The 16,023-nt window shown below is 65.6% G+C and carries 12 protein-coding genes; 9 read left to right on the forward strand and 3 right to left on the reverse strand.

Features of this window, described 5'->3' with window-relative positions:
• The first annotated feature begins 62 nt into the window (after positions 1 to 62).
• The 5 genes from BJ6T_RS06135 to BJ6T_RS06155 all read left to right on the forward strand — a co-directional run bounded on the left by BJ6T_RS06135 (position 63) and on the right by BJ6T_RS06155 (position 7,007).
• Positions 63 to 1,295: a rhodanese-like domain-containing protein gene (locus tag BJ6T_RS06135; RefSeq protein WP_014491431.1), complete on the forward strand. Its 1,233-nt coding sequence runs from the start codon at positions 63 to 65 to the stop codon at positions 1,293 to 1,295.
• A 120-nt stretch (positions 1,296 to 1,415) separates the two neighbouring features.
• Positions 1,416 to 2,660: a phosphoglycerate dehydrogenase gene (serA, locus tag BJ6T_RS06140; protein WP_014491432.1), complete on the forward strand. Its 1,245-nt coding sequence runs from the start codon at positions 1,416 to 1,418 to the stop codon at positions 2,658 to 2,660.
• A gap of 109 nt (positions 2,661 to 2,769) precedes the next feature.
• A complete protein-coding gene (locus BJ6T_RS06145) occupies positions 2,770 to 3,789 on the forward strand; it encodes a patatin-like phospholipase family protein (RefSeq protein ID WP_028170372.1) in 1,020 nt (339 codons plus the stop codon).
• A 3-nt stretch (positions 3,790 to 3,792) separates the two neighbouring features.
• Positions 3,793 to 5,247, forward strand: a complete 1,455-nt coding sequence (locus BJ6T_RS06150; RefSeq protein ID WP_014491434.1) for a GntP family permease — start codon at positions 3,793 to 3,795, stop codon at positions 5,245 to 5,247.
• A 98-nt stretch (positions 5,248 to 5,345) separates the two neighbouring features.
• A complete protein-coding gene (locus BJ6T_RS06155) occupies positions 5,346 to 7,007 on the forward strand; it encodes a tannase/feruloyl esterase family alpha/beta hydrolase (protein ID WP_028170371.1) in 1,662 nt (553 codons plus the stop codon).
• A gap of 45 nt (positions 7,008 to 7,052) precedes the next feature.
• On the opposite strand, the gene BJ6T_RS06160 is transcribed toward BJ6T_RS06155, so the two are convergent.
• From BJ6T_RS06160 to BJ6T_RS06170, 3 genes are all read right to left on the reverse strand, one after another.
• Positions 7,053 to 8,777 (reverse strand): ATP-dependent Clp protease adaptor ClpS, encoded by a 1,725-nt coding sequence (locus BJ6T_RS06160; RefSeq protein ID WP_028170370.1) that lies wholly within the window; start codon positions 8,775 to 8,777, stop codon positions 7,053 to 7,055.
• 110 nt (positions 8,778 to 8,887) lie between these two features.
• Positions 8,888 to 10,513 carry an MDR family MFS transporter gene (locus BJ6T_RS06165; RefSeq protein WP_028170369.1) on the reverse strand — a complete coding sequence of 542 codons (1,626 nt, stop codon included), beginning with the start codon at positions 10,511 to 10,513 and terminating at the stop codon, positions 8,888 to 8,890.
• Positions 10,455 to 11,705 (reverse strand): HlyD family secretion protein, encoded by a 1,251-nt coding sequence (locus tag BJ6T_RS06170; RefSeq protein WP_014491438.1) that lies wholly within the window; start codon positions 11,703 to 11,705, stop codon positions 10,455 to 10,457. The genes BJ6T_RS06165 and BJ6T_RS06170 overlap by 59 nt, the downstream gene beginning before the upstream one ends.
• 91 nt (positions 11,706 to 11,796) lie before the next feature.
• Between BJ6T_RS06170 and BJ6T_RS06175 the strand changes: the two genes are divergently transcribed.
• The 4 genes from BJ6T_RS06175 (at position 11,797) to BJ6T_RS06190 (ending at position 15,930) form a co-directional block, all read left to right on the forward strand.
• Positions 11,797 to 12,450 (forward strand): TetR/AcrR family transcriptional regulator, encoded by a 654-nt coding sequence (locus tag BJ6T_RS06175; protein WP_014491439.1) that lies wholly within the window; start codon positions 11,797 to 11,799, stop codon positions 12,448 to 12,450.
• 45 nt (positions 12,451 to 12,495) lie between these two features.
• The gene (locus BJ6T_RS06180; RefSeq protein ID WP_028170367.1) at positions 12,496 to 12,945 is read left to right on the forward strand and encodes a MarR family winged helix-turn-helix transcriptional regulator; all 450 of its coding nucleotides are present in this window, start codon (positions 12,496 to 12,498) and stop codon (positions 12,943 to 12,945) included.
• An 11-nt stretch (positions 12,946 to 12,956) separates the two neighbouring features.
• Positions 12,957 to 13,727, forward strand: a complete 771-nt coding sequence (locus tag BJ6T_RS06185) for an enoyl-CoA hydratase (protein WP_014491441.1) — start codon at positions 12,957 to 12,959, stop codon at positions 13,725 to 13,727.
• Positions 13,728 to 13,848: 121 nt separating this feature from the next.
• A complete protein-coding gene (locus BJ6T_RS06190; RefSeq protein WP_014491442.1) occupies positions 13,849 to 15,930 on the forward strand; it encodes a methyl-accepting chemotaxis protein in 2,082 nt (693 codons plus the stop codon).
• Positions 15,931 to 16,023 lie beyond the last annotated feature (93 nt).

Genomic DNA, 16,023 nt, shown 5'->3' on the forward strand with positions numbered 1-16,023 from the left:
GACTAGCCAAGCGCGCGACAATCGTTCAAAAGCCCTTGGCCTTACTTGCCAGGGTTCACGCCATGAAGCTTCCAACTGTCACCCCCGCCGATATCCGCCGCGCGTTGCTGCTGCGCGAGGAGATCGCGCTGCTCGATCTCAGGTACGAGGCCGGCTTCGCCACCGGACATCCGCTTTTTGCCGCCAACATGGCCGCGGACCGGATCGCGATCGAGGCCGAGGTGAGGCTGCCGCGCAAGGACGTCGCGATCGCGCTCTATGATGATGGTGAGGGGCTTGTTGCAACCGGCGCCGAACGGCTTGCCGTGCTGGGCTACACCAATGTCAGTGCGCTCGACGGCGGGCTGAAGGCCTGGCGCGATGCGGGCTATCAGGTGTTCGAGGACGTCAATTCCTATTCCAAGGCATTCGGCGAGCTGGTCGAAGCGCGGCGGCACACGCCGTCGTTCAGCGCCGACGAAGTGGCAAAGCTGATTGCGGACAAGGCCAACATCGCGATCCTCGATGTTCGCCGCTTCGACGAATATGCGACCATGAACATTCCGGGCTCGGTCAGCGTGCCCGGCGCTGAGCTGGTGCTGCGGGCAGGGCAGGCCGCGCCCGATCCCGACACCACCATCATTGTCAATTGCGCCGGCCGCACGCGCTCGATCATCGGCACCCAGTCGCTGATCAATGCCGGCGTGCCCAACAAGGTGCGGGCGCTGCGCAACGGCACCATCGGCTGGACGCTGGCGCGGCACACGCTCGATCACGGTGCTGAGCGGCGCGGTGCGATCGGGCCGTTCGAGGGCGGCCCGGCCAATGCGCGCGATGTCGCCTATCGCGCCGGTGTTCGCCATATCGGAGCGAACGAGGCGAAAGCGCTCGCAGCGCGGACCGATCGCACGCTCTATCGCTTCGACGTGCGCGACGCGGAGGAATTTGCGGCCGGCCATCTCCCCGGCTTCCGCCACTATCCCGGTGGCCAGCTCGTCCAGGAAACCGACATGGCCGCGCCCGTGCGCGGCGCGCGCATCCTCCTGACCGACGACCAGGGCGTGCGTGCCGACATGACGGCATCCTGGCTCGCGCAGATGGGCTGGGAGGTCTACGTCCTCGAAGGCGGCTATGACGTCACGCTCGAGATCGGCCCGCCGCGGGTGCTGCCAAAGCCCGATCCGGCGCATCGCTACCGCCGGCCCTACGAAGGTACTGACGTCGCCGAGCGCGCGATGCAGGCCTATCTCGACTGGGAATACGGTCTCGTCGAGCAACTCCGGCTCGACGGCACGCATGGGTTCTATGTGATCTGACCGGGCGGCCACCGTAAACACTTACCGCCCCGCCATCTTCTCCCCATATCCTAACCCTATTGTGCTGCATCTCCCCCGCGGTCTATGAGCTGCGGCAAAGTTGTGACCAACGGAGATTCCATGCCAGCCCCAGGTCAAAGCCCCGAGCGGAATGCGAAGGCGCTGTTGCTCGAAGGCGTCAATGACAGCGCTGTCGACCTGTTCCGGAGCGCGGGCTTCGCCAATGTCGAGCGGCTGACCAAGGCGCTGGACGGCGAAGATCTGCGGCGCGCGCTGAAGGGCGTGTCGCTGCTCGGCATCCGCTCGCGCACCCAGATCACCGATGAGGTGCTCGCGGCCGCGGACGGGCTTCTCGCGGTCGGCTGCTTCAGCGTCGGCACCAACCAGGTCGATCTCCTGGCGGCCCGCAAGCGTGGCATTCCCGTGTTCAACGCGCCGTTCTCCAACACGCGCAGCGTCGCGGAACTCGTGATCGGTGAGATCGTGATGCTGCTGCGTCAGATCTTTCCGCGCTCGGTGTCCGCCCATGAAGGCGGCTGGGACAAGTCCGCTGCCGGCAGCCGCGAGGTGCGTGGCCGCACCCTCGGCATCGTCGGCTATGGCAATATCGGCTCGCAGCTGTCGACCCTTGCTGAAGCCATGGGCATGCGCGTGATCTATTACGATCGCACCGACAAGCTCCGACACGGCAATACCGAGCCGGTCGAGAAGCTCGAAGAGCTGCTGGCGCAGAGCGACGTCGTCAGCCTGCACGTGCCGGAGACACCGGAGACATCAGGCATGATCGGCGAGAAGGAGTTGCGGGCGATGAAGCCGGGCTCATTCTTCATCAACAACAGCCGCGGTACCGTGGTCGATCTCGATGCGCTCGCAGGCGCCTTGCGCGACGGTCACATCGCGGGCGCTGCGATCGACGTCTTCCCGGTTGAGCCGTCCTCGAATGCGGAACGATTCAAGAGCCCGGTGCAGGGCCTCAACAACGTGATCCTCACCCCGCATGTCGGCGGCTCGACCGAGGAGGCGCAAGAGCGCATCGGTGGGGAAGTCGCGCGAAAACTGGTCGACTATTTCATCACGGGATCGACCATGGGCGCGGTGAATTTCCCGGAGGTGCAACTGCACTTACGTCCCGCCGGTGCGCGCTTCAGCCATGTCCACCGCAACGTGCCGGGCATGCTGCGGCGGCTGAACGAGGTCTTCCTCCAGCGCGACATCAACATTGTCGCGCAATATCTGGAGACCGCCGGCGACCTCGGCTACGTCGTGCTCGACGCCGACCTCGGGGGTGAGGATTCGGCCGCGCTGCTTGCGCAGATCCGGGCGCTCGAGGGTACGGTTGGCGCACGGCTGGTATTCGAGCACTAGAACGCTCCACGTTCCGGTTGCAATCTGTAGCCACGGCTCTCTACACTGTTGTCATCTTCGGGTACTAAAAAGCACGTCGAATTTGAGCTTCAGTTGCGTGGGTGCCGCCATGGAACGGGACGCCGTACTGATCGATCTCGCGCTTCAAGGTGGCGGTTCGCACGGCGCCTTCACCTGGGGCGTGCTCGACCGTCTTCTGGAAGAGAAGTGGCTAGAGATCGCCGCGATCTCCGGAACGTCGGCAGGCGCAATGAACGCGGCCGTGCTTGCGGATGGTTGGACGGCCGGCGGCGCCGAGGGCGCGCGCGACGCGCTCGAAAAATACTGGCGCCGCGTCTCGAAGGCTGCCGCCTTCAGCCCGCTGCAACGCTCGCCGCTCGATCGATTGATGGGGCGCTGGACCCTCGACACGTCGCCCGCCTACATCCTCACCGATTTGATGTCGCGGGTGCTCTCGCCCTATGATCTCAATCCGACCGGTTACAATCCGCTGCGCGCGGTGCTGGCCGAGAGCATCGATTTCGAACGCCTCGCGCGCTCGCCGATCCAGCTGTTCATCACCGCGACGCGGGTGCGCACCGGGCGCGGCCGTATCTTCCGCAACGCGGAGATCACGGCGGATGTGCTGCTGGCGTCCGCCTGCCTGCCGACCATGTTCCGCGCGATCGAGATCGACGGCGAGCCCTATTGGGACGGCGGCTTTGCCGGCAACCCGACCATCACGCCGCTGGTTCGCGAGAGCGACGCACACGACACCATCCTGGTCCAGATCAATCCGACCGAACGGCCGGAGGAGCCGCGGACGGCAGCCGAAATCCTCAACCGGCTGAACGAGATCTCTTTCAACTCGCCGCTGGTGAAGGAGCTGCGCATGATCGCGTTGCTGCGCCAGGCCGCCGACCCCGGCAGCGGCGAGGGCGCGCGCTGGGCGAAGATGCGGACGCACCGGATCAAGAGCGACATGCTGGCGGGGTTCGGCGCCTCGTCAAAGCTCAACGCGGAATGGGAGTTCGTCTCGATGCTGCGCGCCGAGGGGCGCCTGGCCGCGGACGCGTTTCTCGCCGCGCACGGTGCCGACATCGGCCGGCAATCGACCGCCGATCTCGACATCCTCCTGTCGGAGTGCTGAGACATGGGTCTTCTCGGCCTCCTCGTCGGGCTCGCCCTGCTCGTCCTGTTCGCCTTTCGCGGCTGGAGCGTGCTTCTGCTGGCGCCGTTCGCGGCGCTCGTTGCCGCGCTGTTCGGCGGCGAGCCGCTGCTTGCGAACCTGACCCAGGTGTTCATGGTGCATGCGGCGGGATTTCTGGCGCAGTTCTTCCCGATCTTCCTGCTTGGCGCGGTCTTCGGCAAGCTGATGGACGATAGCGGCGCGGTCACGTCGGTCGCCGCCTTCATGGCGGAGCGCCTTGGCGAGCGCCGCGTGATCCTGGCGGTCGTGCTCGCCGGTGCCGCGGTGACCTATGGCGGCGTCAGCCTGTTCGTTGCGTTTTTCGTCATCGCTCCCATGGCCCGCTCGCTGTTTCGCGCGGCTTCGATCCCGCGTCGCCTGATCCCGGCTGCGATCGTGCTGGGGACGTCGACCTTCACCATGTCGGCCTTGCCGGGCACGCCGTCGATCCAGAATGCGATACCAATGCCGTTCTTCGGCACGACGCCGTTTGCCGCGCCGGGTCTCGGCATCATCGCCTCGCTCATCATGCTCGTGGCAGGGTTGTGGTGGCTGCACCGCGCCGAAGCTGCGGCGCGCCGTGCCGGAGAAGGTTATGGCGACGATATCGAGGGCGCGACCGAGCGCGCCGCCGCCGACGAGCTCGTGCGCGAGCGCGCAACGACGGCGCGCGAGTTCGATCCGGCGGAGCTCCAGCACGGTCAGCGCAGCGAGCGACCTTCGCCCGTGTGGAGCGCGATCGCGCCGCTGATCGTCGTCGTCACGGTGAATCTGGTGATGTCGCTCGTGGTGCTGCCGCGACTCGATGTCAGCTATCTCGCCGAGCAGCGCTTTGGGGAGACGTCACTCGCGGCCGTCGCGGGCGTGTGGTCGGTCGCGGTCGCGCTGACCGCGGCCATCGTCACGACCATCGCGCTGAACCGAGCCCGCCTGCCGGCGCTTCGCCGCACCATGGACGCCGGGGCCAATGCATCCGTCCTGCCTGCGTTCAGCGTCGCGAGCCTCGTCGGATTCGGTGCGGTCGTCGCCTCGCTGCCGGCGTTCGCGATCGTGCGCGACTGGGTGCTGGCGATCGAAGGCGGACCGCTGGTCTCGCTAGCGGTCGCGACCAACATCCTGGCCGCTCTGACCGGCTCGGCGTCAGGCGGCCTGACCATTGCTCTCGACGCGCTCGGCCAGACCTATGTCGAGCTCGCCGCGCGCACCGGCATCGCCCCCGCGCTGATGCATCGCGTGGCAGTGATCGGCGCGGGGACGCTCGACATCCTGCCGCACAATGGCGCCGTGGTCAGCCTGCTCGCGATCTGCGGCCTGACGCATCGCGACAGCTATTTCGACATCGTCATGGTCGGCATCGCGACCTCGCTGCTGGCGCTGGTGGCCGTAATCGCTTTGGGTAGTGCGCTGGGATCGTTCTGAGCAGAATGCGAATGTGAGCGATTGACGGAACGGCGAAGGTTGCATTCAATGCGGCCAACGGACCAAATCCAATAAACAGCGAACGCCGGGTGGAAACGATGACGCGAAAGAGAGCGAAGCTCTGTGCATGGCTCGTGGGTGCGATGGCAGCCATGAGCGCAAGCGGCGCGTCGGCGGTGACGCTGGCGGAGGACGCGGATACGGTCTGCAAGGGTCTTATCGGCGGCGCGGATGCTGTGAAGATCGATTCCGCGACGTCGCAGGCCCCATCACCTCTCGCCGTCGCTGAGCGCGGGCCGACGCCATCGGGGCGTATCACGCCGGCCAATCCCGGTTTCTGCAAGGTGCTGGGTCACATCGACCCCGTTGATCCCAAGGCGCCGCCGATCAAGTTTCAGGTCAACCTCCCCGTCGAATGGAACGGGCGCTCCGTCCAGTATGGCGGTGGCGGCTTTAACGGCGTGCTGATCACTGGCCTTGGGCTGCCGCCGGCCTATCCCTTCGACAAGCCGTCGCCGCTGGCGCGCGGTTATGTCACCTACGGCACGGACTCCGGCCACGAGTCCAAGCCCGGCGAGCCGCCGCAGGTCTTCGCGCTCAACGACGAAGCCTTCGAGAATTTCGCTCACCGCGCCTACAAGAAGGTGCGCGACGCTTCTGTCGCGCTGATGGAGCGCGCCTACGGCAAGAAGCCGGAGAAGATGTATTTCATGGGCTCGTCCGAGGGCGGCCGCGAAGGCCTCACCATGGCCCAGCGCTACCCCGACGATTTCGACGGCATCTTCGCCCGCGTGCCCGTGATCAACTGGGTCGGCCTGCAGCATGCCGGTACGCGCTCGGGCCTTGTGACCATGGGCGAGGGCTGGATCAATCCGGCGCAAGTCAAGCTCTTTGCCGATGCGGTGCGCACTGCCTGCGACAAGGCCGACGGCTCCGATAAGACGTTGGTGCACGATCCCGTGGCCTGCAAGGCCATGTTCAAGGTCGAGACGCTGCGCTGCGAGGCCGGCAAGGCCGGCGATCAGTGCCTGACCGAGGCGCAGATCAAGGCAGTCAGCACGCTGCATGGGACCTACAAATTCCCGTTCGTGCTCGCCAATGACCTCGACGACTATCCGGGCTGGGGCGTCTCTGGCGAGGATACGCCGGCGTTTGGGCCGACCGGCGGCTGGTCCGCGTGGTGGCTCGGCAGCGCGCCGCCGGCGCAGCCGCCCGCACCCAACAACGGCATCGCCTGGATCTACGGCGCCGGGGGCATTCAATATGTGTTCGCGCGTGATCCCAAGCTCGACGTCACCACCTACAAGGTGGAGGACCACAAGGCGCGGTTGCTCGAAGTCTCGAAGCTGATGGATTCGACCGATCCGGATCTCGGCCGTTTTCGCGGACGCGGCGGCCGGCTGATCGTGCTCGAGCACATGGCGGACTATGCGCAGAGCCCCTATGCCGGCATCCGCTATTTCGAGAGCGTCGAGCGCAAGCTCGGCAAGGCCGAGACGGCGGAATTCGCGCGGCTCTACACCGCCCCCGGCGTCGATCATGTCGGCTCCGGCGCGCCGGCCAATGTCGACATGCTGAGCGCCTTGGTCGACTGGGTCGAGAAGGGCAAGGCGCCCGGCGACCTCGAAGCCACCGAGCAGAAGGTCGAGGCGCCCTCATTCGCGGTGACGCGCGCACTCCCGCTGTGCCGCTGGCCGGCCTGGCCGCATTACAAGTCGGGGCCGGTGACGGAGGCGGCGAGTTTTACCTGCGCTCCGTGATCCTTCACCTCCTCCCGCAAGCGGCGCGAGGGAGACACGCACCGCTCACTCAGCTGCCATCGCCTGTGCACCACCGAGCAACTGTGCATTGAGCCGGCCGCCGGAGAACAGCATGTCGTCGAGCGCTTCGTCGATGTCGGCTGACACGACGGAATTGCCTCCGTCGCGTGCGAGACTGGCCTGCGCCAGTCGTCGCATCAATTCCTTGATGAAGGCGCAACTCGTGCCCTCGCTGCGGCGGGCGGCTTCGGCGATGACCGCGTCCTCGATCGGCAACCCCTTGCCGTAGAGCCGGACCAGCTTGCCGCGGCCGGTTTCGTCGGGAAGCGGCACTTCGATCGCCTGATCGATGCGGCCTGGCCGACCCGCAAGCGCTCCTTCGAGGTCCTCCGGCCGGTTGGTGGTCAGGACGAACAGAATGTCCGCGTCCTCCTTCAGTCCATCCATCTCGTTGAGCAGCTTGTTCAGCATGGATTCTTCGCACGGCCCCATGTCGTCGCGGTCGCGAGCGATGAGATCGACGTCCTCGATGACGACCATCGACGGTTGGAGCAGCCGCGCCAAGCTCATATAGGCGCCGAGAAGGCCGATTTGCTCGGCGGTGATGATCAGTGTCGTATGCCCGGGCAAATGCGTCGCGAGATAGCGGATTGTATGGGTCTTCCCGGTGCCGGGCGGTCCGTACAGCAAAATGCCTTTGCGCGTCGACTGGCCAAGCCGGCGCAATTGATCGCGGGTATTGACGAAGGTCAGCACATTGCGGTCGAGCAGCCGCAAGGTCTGCTCCGGCAGGATCACTTCACTACGAGCGACAAGCGGCAATCGATGCACGGTGATGCCGCGCGAGCGCCCGCGATAGTCGGAGTCGGCATCGAGCGACAGTATCTTGCCGCGATAGGTCCGCGCGGTTTGCACGGCCTCTTCCAGTTCGCCGAAGCGCTGCCGGACGAGCACCGCGCCCGCGGTGCCTGACGGTACCAGGATTTCGATCCGAATTCCCGGCTCGCGGCTGTACTCGCGGTGCGCGCAGAGCAAAACCGCATAGCGAAGATTATCGTGCTCGCACAGCCACAGTCCGTTATCCAGGCACTTGACTGGGCTGTTCTCGCCGACGTCGACATCGGAATATTGCAGCGGGGCAATTGCGGTTGCATAGCGGCCTTCGCGCAGCAGCCGCGATATCGACAGGGTCTCGTAGCGCTGCTCCTCATTGAGCCCGAGCAGCCGGATACCATCGCTGAACAATCGGTCGATGGCCGCCTGGACGTCGACGCGCATGTGGCCGGGAAACTGCCGGATCGTGGTCACAAGCTTGCTTCGCGGGACGTTGGCAAAGTGCCAGTCCAGTACGTCGCAGGCGAATTCGAACTCCTTGTCCGGTTCGACCGGCGTGCTCACGGTGTCTGCCGGGCGAATGCAGTCGCTGCACAGCCAGACCGTGCGGCTGCCGATGCGAACATCGGTCTGTCCCTCGGGCTTGCCGCAGAGCTCACACGGAGTCTTGATCTCTTCAAGCGTGATCTTCAGAGGATGCTGGCCGAGCCAGACATATTGCTTGGCCGACTTGAAAAGCGCTTCCGCGACGGATTGCGGGTAGGGTCCGCAGACGGCCTTTTCCTTCAGCTCGATCTGAGTGATCAGAGCGATCGCCTCGCGCTCCGTCTTGCCGAAAACTTGGCGGAGCAAGCCGATGACGAACTCGTCCGGCGTGTCGTCGTCATTGTGAATCACGAGCTGGGCCGGTTCATGCTCGCCGCGCATATTGCTCATTTGCAAATGACTCCGCTGCAACCAGTACTAGAATAGAACAAATAAGGAACATAAAAGGAAGCGACCGTCAAGCGTGACGGCCGCGACAAATTCCAATTGACGGCGAGGCCTTAATGCGCACCGCCTCCGCCGGCGGCCGCCTTCACCCGCCGCGTCAGCAGCACCGCGATCGCGGCGAGCACGAGCACCACGCCGATCACCGCGAAGGTGTCGGAATAGCCCATCACCAGCGCCTGGCGTTTCACCGTCTTGCCGAGTGCGATGATGGCCTGCTCGCGCGCGGCGTTGGGGTCGGGCACGCCGTGCGCGATGAAGTAATTGGTCGTCTGCGCGATGCGGGCACGGACCTCCTCGCGGCCGAGCGTGACGGAATGGCCGATGATGTTGGAGTGGAACTGCTCGCGCTTGGTGACGATGGTCGCAAGCACCGCGGTGCCGATGGCGCCGCCGAGATTGCGCATCATGTTGGAGATGCCGGAGGCGGCCGGCGCGTCCTGCGGCGCGACACTGCCGAGGCTGAGCGCCGACAGCGGCGCCAGCGTCAAGGCCTGGCCCACGGCGCGCACGACGTTGGGGATGAAGAACTGGTCGCCCGAATAGTCGAGCGACATCTCGATATTCAGGAAGGAACTCGCGGCGAACAGCAGCAGGCCGACGGCCGCGATGTAGCGCGCGTCGAAGCGCTGCATCAGCTTCGGCACCAACGGAATCAGAAGGAGCTGCGGCAGGCCGGTCCAGGCCAGCACGTTGCCGATCTGCTCGGCATTATAGCCCTGCACCTGCCCGAGATAGGCCGGCAGCAGATAGACGGAGCCGAACAGCGCAAATCCAAGGAACACGGCAGCGATCGTGCCGACCCCGAAATTCCACTGCGTCAGGAGGCGCAGGCGGAGCAGCGGCTTCTCCACCACGAGCTCGTTATAGATGAACAGCGACAGGCTGACGGCGGCGATGATCGCAAGGCGGACGATGAAGGGCGAGCCGAACCAGTCGTCCTTGTTGCCCTCCTCGAGCACGGCCTGAAGTGAGGCCAGGCCAACCGCCATGGTCGCGATGCCGAACCAGTCGCCCTCGCGCAACAGCCCCAGATTCATCGGCTGGCGCTCCAGGGTGAAGAACAGGATCGTCACCATGACGGCGGTCGGCAGCACGTTGACGAAGAAGATGGTCTGCCAGCCGTAATTCTCGGTGAGATAGCCGCCGATTGTCGGCCCGATCGCCGGCGCAAACGTCACGGCGAGTGAGAACATGGCAAGGCCGATCGGCTGCTGGCCCTTCGGCAGCTTGGTGAAGACCAGCGTGAAGGCCATCGGAATCAGCACGCCACCGAAGAAGCCCTGAAATCCGCGCATCGCGATCATCGAGGGCAAATCGTGGGTGAAGGCACAGGCGACCGAGAACGCGGCGAACAGCGTCGCGAAGCTCAGCATGATGTTACGGAACGAGAACACCCGCGACAGATAGTCGGTCAGCGGGATCACGATGATCTCGCCGATCAGGTAGGACGTCGAGATCCAGGAGCCGTTGTCGGCGCCGGTGCCGATGCCGCCCTCGATGTTGAGCAGCGAGGCGTTGGTGATCTGGATGTTCAGGATCGCCATGAAGGCGCCGATCATCGCCGCGAAGACGGCGATCCAGACCGTAGCGCTCGCGCGATTGGGATCGCTGGCGGCGCGATCAGGCGTCGCGGTCGGTCTTGCGGGTGCTGGCGTCGAGATTGTGAGGCTGTTTGACATGGCACGACCCTCCGGAAACAAGCTTCGCTTTGGGCGTCGTTGCCGCTTGCGCGGTCGGCGTTGAACGGGTTGCGATCGTCGGGATCACGGACATGCCGGGCCGCAGCTCGATCGCAGAGTGCGTCTCGGCATCCAGCGCGATCTTCACGGGGATGCGCTGCACGACCTTGGTGAAATTGCCGGTGGCGTTGTCCGGCGGCAGCAAGGCGAACTCCTGGCCGCTGGCGGGTGCGATGGAATCGACATGGCCGTGCACGACCTGGCCCGGGAAGGTGTCGACCTCGATCTCGACTTGCTGTCCCGCGCGGACATGGGTGAGCTGGGTCTCCTTGAAATTGGCGACCACATAGGCGCCCTCGGCCGGCACGATCGACATCAGCTGCGTTCCCGCTTGCACATATTGGCCGATGCGCAAGGTGCGGTTGCCGACGACACCGTCGATCGGAGAGACGATCGTGGTGTAGCTGAGATTGAGCTCGGCCTGATGTTGAAGCGCGGTCGCGCGGGCGGCCGCGGCACTGGCTTGCACGATCTCGGCCTTCAGCAGCTCGACCTGTTTCAGAGCCGAGGCGAGATTGGCGGTGTCGCGCTGGATCGCGGCATCGGCGCCGGCATCGCGCGCCTGGGCCTGCTGTGCATTCTGCACGCTGCCATAGCCGGTCTTGGCGAGGTCGGTGTAGCGCTTGTTCTCCTGCTCCGCGAAGGTCTTTGCAGCAGTGTCGACGTCGATGGTCGCCTTGGCGGCCGCGATCACCGCTTGCTGGACCTCGAGCTGCGCTTGCTTGCTCGTCACCGTCGCATTCGCGGCGGCGACATCGGCCTTGGCCTGGTCGAGCGCGACGCGGAAGTCGCGATCGTCGATCCTGGCGAGCACCTGGCCGGCCTTCACATGCTCGTTATCGCCGACCAGGACGCGGTCGAGGTAGCCGCTGACCTTCGGCGCGATGGTGGTGTTGTCGGCCTTCACATAGGCGTCATCGGTGGAGACGAGGAAGCGGCCGACGGTCCAGTAATCGTAGCCATACCAGCCCGCGCCGGCCAGCGCGACGACCGCCGCACCCATCAGCAACAGCTTGCGGAGATTGAGCTTTTGCCGGCGGACGCCGGTCAGTGCGGTGGGCAGCACGCCCTCCGGCACGGTTGCTGGAATAGCGGTTTGGGTCGCAGCAGATGGGGTGGTGTGGACGGACATGGCCGGCTCCCCTGAATTAGGAAACTTGACGATTTCCAAAATGAGACTAGCTTTGGAATTGTCAATGGAATGACAGTCGTCATTTAAAAGCATGGCTCAGACAAAACCTTCAGGTGAATGCCGTCCGCGCGGGCGGCCGCAACTGCGCAGCGACGAGGAGACGAGGCGGATCGTCTTCGACGCCGCGCGCCACGCCTTTGCCGTCGACGGCTACGCCGCGACCAGCACCGAAGAGCTGGCACGCCGCGCCGGCATCTCGACCAAGACGCTCTATCGCCTGTTTCCGGGCAAGGCCGCGCTGTTCGAGGCGATGTGCGCGGACAGGCTCGAGCAGCTGCTCTCCGCCGTCGACCTGCAAGGAAGCGACGAGGTCGATATCGAGACGGGCCTGCGTGCCGCGCTGCTGGCCTGCGCCGATCTCGCGCTCGATCCGGAGGTCGTGGCGCTGCAGCGCATGGTGCTGCAGGAATCCGCAGCGTTCCCCGAGCTCGCCGCCAACTTCTACAACAACGGCATTTCCCGCACGGTCAGGACGCTCGCGGACTGGCTGCGGGTCCAGGTCAAGCGCAAGCGCATCGCCATCGATGATGCGGAGGAAGTTGCCGGCATGCTGATCGGCATGGTCGCGTCGGCGCCGCAGCGCGCGGCGATCTATGGCGGCATGCCGCTGCCGTCACGCAAGCAGATCGAGCGCCGCGTGCAGACCTGCGCGGCCCTGTTCCTCGACGGCTGCCGCGCCGCGTAGCGGTCGCCCTTTGACAATCCGGTTCGGGTCGACTATCTACTTCGCATGCGAAATAAAGGGGCCGCAGCGAGGCATCATCGGCTTATTTACCTCCTGAACGTCGCACAGCGCCGCTTGCAGCGCTGGATGGCGGCGCAGCCGCAGAACGAGGTCACGCCGGCGCAGGCGGGGCTGTTGTTCATCCTCGGCAAGCAGGACGGCGTGCTGATGGGCGAGGCGGGCGCGGCGCTCGACATGGGGCCGGCCGGCATCTCAGGCCTCGTCGATCGCAGTGCTGCGGCGAGGCTGGTCGAGCGGCGGGCCGATCGCGAGGATGGTCGGGCCTGGCGCGTATGGCTGACGCCGAAGGGGCGCACCGTGCTGGCGCAGGCGAAGACCGACGCGGCGCAGATCAACGCCGCGTTGACGGACGGATTTACCAGCACGGAGATCGACATCGTCGCGCGCTGGCTGTCCAGCATTCAGGACAAGTTTCCAAGACCTTCAGACGAATAAAGGAGAGACCCATGACCGAGCACGTCCGGATCGAGAACAACAACGGAATTCTCACCCTCACGCTGGCGCGCCCCGACAAGAAGAACGCGCTGACGGATGCGATGTACGGCAAGCTCGCCGACACGATCGAATCCGCCGAGTTCGATCCGTCCGCCCGCGTGATCCTGATCCGCGGCGAGGGTGACATGTTCACCGCCGGCAACGATGTCGGCGAGTTCGCCGCCGTCGCAGCCGGCAAGTCGGAAGGCAGCCGCAACGTCGTGCGCTTCATCCAGTCGCTGGCGCGCTGCACCCGGCCGCTGGTCGCGGCCGTGCAGGGCCGCGCCGTCGGCGTCGGCACCACGATGCTGCTGCATTGCGACCTCGTCGTGCTCGCCGACAACGCACAATTGTCGACGCCCTTCGTCGGCCTAGCGCTGGTGCCGGAGGCAGCCTCCAGCCTGCTGATGCCGGCACGCATCGGCTACGCCCGCGCCTACGAGATGTTCGCGCTGGGCGAGACCGTAGCGGCCAGGTCGGCGCTGGAATGGGGCCTTGCCAACCGCGTGGTGCCGCTCGACAAGCTCGATGCCGAGGCGCTCGCGCTCGCCCAGCGTCTTGCCCGCCAGCCGGCCGGCGCGCTCACGGCCACCAAGAAGCTGATGCGCAATGGCGAGGCTCTGGTCGCGCAGATGAATGCCGAGGGCGAGCAGTTCGGACAGCGTCTGCGCACCGCCGAGGCGCGCGAGGCCTTCACCGCCTTCGCGGAGCGCCGGCCGCCTGATTTCACCAAGGTTGCCTGATTTCGCTAGTCTTAAAGCGCCTACAGACCGGGCACTCCCGGCAATTCGATTAAAACCTTAACCGATCCTTGGCATGTCGCGATGCAGGGTGGCCGGCAGTACAATGCAGGCCCCCTGACTCATGGCAATGTTTAAGAAATCGGTAAGCTCGCTTCTCCTGACCTTGATGGCCCTGCTGGCCGCCGGTGCGCTGGCCTCTACGGCGATCCAGATGTTCGGAGCGTTCGGTCGCTACAGCGACAGTCTCGAGACGGCGCGGCTCGCCGCTGCCGACAAGGCGATCTTCCATGGCGTGCTCGCGTTGCGCAACAATCGTGGCGATGCCCAGAGCGCCATCCTTGGCGAGGACGATCCCAAGGCAAAACTCGCTGAAGCCGAGAAGGCCGAGCAGGGCGGCTATGAAGGGATCAGCGCCGCGCTCTCGACCGTCGATTTCGCACGCCGCGACGAGCTCGCCGGCACGCTGAAGCAGCGCTGGAACGAAGCCGCGCCGCAATTCCAGCTGTTCTACGACGAGGCCAGGCTTCCGCGCGCCGAGCGCAAGATGGAGCGGACCAATTCCTGGTACGACGCCGTCACCAAGGTCATCGACACGGCGAACCTCGCCTCCACCGCGGTGTCGAACCGCGCCTGGATGAACGATCCCTACATCGCGCGCATGATCCAGGTCCGCCGCTTCGCCTGGCAGGTGCGCGACCGCTATGGAATCCATTGCTCGTCGCTTCGCTCGAACGTCAACAGCAGCAAGCCGCTCGACGACGCCCAGAAGCGGTCGGTGGCGCAATGGGACGGCACGATCGCCTCCGGCTGGGCGGGCATGGCCGAGTTGCTGGCTGCGCCCGACGTGACGGCGGAGCTGGTGACGGCAGCGTCGGACGCGAAGGCCAAGACCGATGGCGTCCTGAAGCAGATCGGCGATCTCACCAAGAATTTCGACGGCAGCGGCAAGCCTGCGATGCCCGCTTCGGAGTGGAATGCGCTCTGCCAGTCGCCGTTCCCGCTCATTGTCGGGGTCGCGACCAAGGCGCTGGATCAGTCGATCGCGCGTGCCGAGGCCGTGCAGACCAAGGCGCTCACCAACCTCATCGTGCAGTCGCTCGCGTTTCTGCTCGCGCTCGGCGTGACCCTCGCCGGCGTCTACGTGGTGCGCAATCGCCTGATGCGCCCGGTCCGCGCCATCCTCGACGCCATCGCGCGAATCGGCGCCCGCGATTACGCGACGCCGGTGCCGCAGTCGAAATATCCGGACGAGTTCGGCACTATGGCTGCCGCGCTCGAGAGCCTGCGCGAGAGCGCGGCGACCGCCGAGCGACTGGGCCAGGAACGCGAATCGCAGCAGGCGTTGCAACTCGCCCGCTCCGGTACCGTGGACGACGCATGCCGCAGCTTCGACGACACCGTGCAGGCGGTGATCCACAGCGTCGCTGCGTCGGCGAGGGAGCTCGATGCCACCGCGACCGATGTGCGCACGCTGGTTTCAGAATCGACCAGCCAGACCGCGGCAGTGTCCTCCGCAGCCGAGCAGGCCACCAACAATCTCGAGACCATCGCGGCCGCGACCGAGGAACTCTCCGCATCCGTCGGCGAGATCTCCGCACAGGTACAGTTGAGCGCCCGCGAGGCGCGCGAAGCCGTCTCGCAGGCCGAGCGGACCAACGCGACGGTCGAGATCCTCGATCAGACCGCGAGCCGCATCGGCGAGGTCGTGAAGATGATCAACGCCATCGCCGGCCAGACCAATCTCCTGGCGCTGAATGCGACCATCGAAGCGGCGCGTGCGGGCGAAGCCGGCCGTGGCTTTGCCGTGGTCGCCGGCGAGGTCAAGAGCCTCGCCGCGCAGACCGCAACTGCAACCGAGGAAATCTCGCGCCAGGTCGAGGAGATCCAGGGCGCGACGGGCCAGGCCGTGACCGCCATCCGCTCGATCGGGGGTGCCATCAGCGGCATCGACGAGAAGATGACGGCGATCGCAGCCGCGGTCGAGGAGCAGCGCGCGGCCACCACCGAGATCTCGCGCAACTTCCAGCAGGCCGCCCAGGGCACCCGCGAGGTCACCGACACTATCGGCAGCGTCGCCAGGCTCAACCAGGAAACCGGCAACGCCGGCACGGTGCTGTCCGAATCCGTGAAGAAGATGTCGGGCGATGCCGATCGTCTTCGCGTCGCGGTCGAAGGCTTTTTGGGGGCCGTGAAGACCGCATAACTTCGATCGTCGTCCATCCCGGCGTCGCGCGAACGGCATTGCCGCCGCTTCACGCGGCGGGTACATCTGTGCCGCTGCGGGAGTGCAGCAACA

Source organism: Bradyrhizobium japonicum USDA 6 (assembly GCF_000284375.1).
Lineage (GTDB): Bacteria > Pseudomonadota > Alphaproteobacteria > Rhizobiales > Xanthobacteraceae > Bradyrhizobium > Bradyrhizobium japonicum.

Coding starts and splice junctions, on each gene's coding strand:
- BJ6T_RS06135 (WP_014491431.1), top strand. CDS start 63: ATGAAGCTTCCAACTGTCACCCCCGCCGATATCCGCCGCGCGTTGCTG.
- serA (WP_014491432.1), top strand. CDS start 1,416: ATGCCAGCCCCAGGTCAAAGCCCCGAGCGGAATGCGAAGGCGCTGTTG.
- BJ6T_RS06145 (WP_028170372.1), top strand. CDS start 2,770: ATGGAACGGGACGCCGTACTGATCGATCTCGCGCTTCAAGGTGGCGGT.
- BJ6T_RS06150 (WP_014491434.1), top strand. CDS start 3,793: ATGGGTCTTCTCGGCCTCCTCGTCGGGCTCGCCCTGCTCGTCCTGTTC.
- BJ6T_RS06155 (WP_028170371.1), top strand. CDS start 5,346: ATGACGCGAAAGAGAGCGAAGCTCTGTGCATGGCTCGTGGGTGCGATG.
- BJ6T_RS06160 (WP_028170370.1), bottom strand. CDS start 8,777: ATGAGCAATATGCGCGGCGAGCATGAACCGGCCCAGCTCGTGATTCAC.
- BJ6T_RS06165 (WP_028170369.1), bottom strand. CDS start 10,513: ATGTCAAACAGCCTCACAATCTCGACGCCAGCACCCGCAAGACCGACC.
- BJ6T_RS06170 (WP_014491438.1), bottom strand. CDS start 11,705: ATGTCCGTCCACACCACCCCATCTGCTGCGACCCAAACCGCTATTCCA.
- BJ6T_RS06175 (WP_014491439.1), top strand. CDS start 11,797: ATGGCTCAGACAAAACCTTCAGGTGAATGCCGTCCGCGCGGGCGGCCG.
- BJ6T_RS06180 (WP_028170367.1), top strand. CDS start 12,496: ATGCGAAATAAAGGGGCCGCAGCGAGGCATCATCGGCTTATTTACCTC.
- BJ6T_RS06185 (WP_014491441.1), top strand. CDS start 12,957: ATGACCGAGCACGTCCGGATCGAGAACAACAACGGAATTCTCACCCTC.
- BJ6T_RS06190 (WP_014491442.1), top strand. CDS start 13,849: ATGGCAATGTTTAAGAAATCGGTAAGCTCGCTTCTCCTGACCTTGATG.